Raw genomic sequence first — 1431 nt, 5'->3', positions numbered from 1 at the left:
GCCTGGACCGGGTCGAGCTGGAATTGGGTGCCGGGAATCTTGGCGCCGTTGGGGACCACCGTGCCGGGCACGATGGGGCCCATCAGCTTGGTGCAGGCGGGGTAGGACAAGGCTTCCAGGCCGCAGCCAAGGGTGTCGATCAGGCAGTTGCGGGCCGTGTCATAGGCCAGCGCGCTCCTGATCGGGTGTCTGGTCACGTACTCGACGATATCGACCAGTACCTGGTCAGGTTCGGGCCGGACGTTCGGAATGTGTGCAGACATGAGGTCCCCCTCGGTATTTGTGCTTCCTGGTGCCTTTTTTATTGCTTTGTGATGCTTGCGGAGCCTGCTTGCTACGTGGCTGGCTGCTTATTGCTTCGCCGGGGCCTGGCCGGCGGCGGCTGCGGGTGCCGCGGGGGCGACCAGCAGCGGCGTGGCGACCGGTGCGCGCAGCGCGCCTGCCTGGGTCGGAGCCGAGCCGCCGGACTGCATGTCGGCGGTCTGGCATTCGTCGGCCAGGCGCTGGCCGGCGTTCTTGTTGAACAGCATGGCCTTGCTCGGGATCACGACCAGGTCCATGCCGGAGCGGGCGTCGTAGTAACGGTCGGCGCCGGTCACGGTGGACAGGCGCGGCAGGCGGTATTCGCGGCCTTCCCAGTTCAGGACGATGACTTCGTCGCGCAGCATGTTGCCGCTGATATAGATGGCGTGGCCCAGCTCGCACTGCCACTTTTCGCCATTCGGGGCGGCCGCGGCTTCCGGTGCGGCGGCAGTCTTCTTGGTGCTGTGCTTGGCCGGGGCCTTCTTGGCGGGAGCGGCCTTCGTGGCCGGTTCCTGGGCCATCGCAACACCGGCGGAGGTCAGCGAAAATGCGCCGATGCAGGCGGCGAGGACGAGATGCTTCATTCTGTGGGTTCCTTCTGGTGTGGGGTAAAAGGCGGGTGCCTGGCGGGAAGCCCGGCAGTCACATATCCGCCGCTATTCTCTACGATTTGAAAGTCGGGGCGAAGCACCCCGGCCATTGGTTACACAATTCGGCCCGGGCAGCCGCGCTACGCGGCTTGCGGCGCACTGCAGGCCGCGGCGCCCGGCGCCCCTTGCTCATTTGCTCATCTGCTCATTTGCGCTTGCCGATCGGCACGAACTTCAGGTTCTCCGGCCCGGTGTAGTTCGCGCTCGGGCGGATGATCTTGTTGTCGATGCGCTGCTCGATGATGTGCGCGGCCCAGCCCGAGGTGCGCGAGATCACGAACAGCGGGGTGAACATGGCGGTGGGCACGCCCATCATGTGGTAGCTCACCGCGCTGAACCAGTCCAGGTTGGCGAACATCTTCTTGCCATCCTGCATGGTGGCTTCAATGCGATCGGCAATGTCGAACATCTTCATCGAGCCGGCGTCGCTGGATAGCTTGCGCGCCACTTCGTCGCTGGATAGCTTGCGCGCCACTTC

General features: G+C 65.1%; 3 protein-coding genes. All 3 read right to left on the bottom strand.

Annotated features, from left to right (window positions below):
* Positions 1-263 (bottom strand): MmgE/PrpD family protein (locus tag AC1DO7_RS41290; protein ID WP_477117576.1); only part of this gene is annotated, 263 nt, incomplete at its 3' end.
* A gap of 87 nt (positions 264-350) precedes the next feature.
* Positions 351-887 (bottom strand): hypothetical protein, encoded by a 537-nt coding sequence (locus tag AC1DO7_RS41285; RefSeq protein ID WP_441624286.1) that lies wholly within the window; start codon positions 885-887, stop codon positions 351-353.
* A gap of 211 nt (positions 888-1098) precedes the next feature.
* Positions 1099-1431: citrate/2-methylcitrate synthase (locus tag AC1DO7_RS41280; RefSeq protein ID WP_477117575.1), on the bottom strand; the 333-nt coding region annotated here is incomplete at its 5' end.

It is taken from the genome of Cupriavidus sp. 05N40 (assembly GCF_056397305.1).
Note: the sequence above shows the minus strand (reverse complement) of the source record. Positions and strands in the feature narration are given on the sequence as shown.

Coding starts and splice junctions, on each gene's coding strand:
- AC1DO7_RS41285 (WP_441624286.1), bottom strand. CDS start 887: ATGAAGCATCTCGTCCTCGCCGCCTGCATCGGCGCATTTTCGCTGACC.